The sequence below is a fragment of the Bartonella sp. TS82HLJMH genome (genome assembly GCF_042193495.1).
GTDB classification, from domain to species: domain Bacteria; phylum Pseudomonadota; class Alphaproteobacteria; order Rhizobiales; family Rhizobiaceae; genus Bartonella; species Bartonella grahamii.
This window is the reverse complement of the sequence record NZ_JBHILU010000100.1, coordinates 333-612: the sequence shown is the minus strand read 5'-3', so window position 1 is coordinate 612 and position 280 is coordinate 333. Positions and strand designations below refer to the sequence as shown.

The 280-nt window shown below is 40.7% G+C and carries 1 pseudogene; it reads right to left on the bottom strand.

Annotation, left to right across the window (positions count from 1 at the left end):
• Positions 1 to 280: pseudogene (locus ACFIKO_RS09470) on the bottom strand (carboxynorspermidine decarboxylase); the annotation flags it as partial.

The window sequence follows — 280 nt, the reverse complement described above, 5'->3', positions numbered from 1 at the left end:
GAGAGGCAAAATTCGCTTTATCGCGCTTTGATTGATTTCTCCTAAGCGGCTAAAAGGGCGAGAGGGGTTAGCAAGATCAAAATGGGATGCACTGATTCCTGGATTTAATCTGAGTCCTCGTTGAATGGTTTTTGTTACATCAGCAAAACGTTGAAGCTGTTGAATGGAATTAAAGATTATTTTATCCGCATAACCACAGGCTTCATTAATTTCATGATCTGCCCAAGCGACCGAATAGGCATGGGTTTCTTTACCAAATTTTTCTCTCCCTAAACGCAAT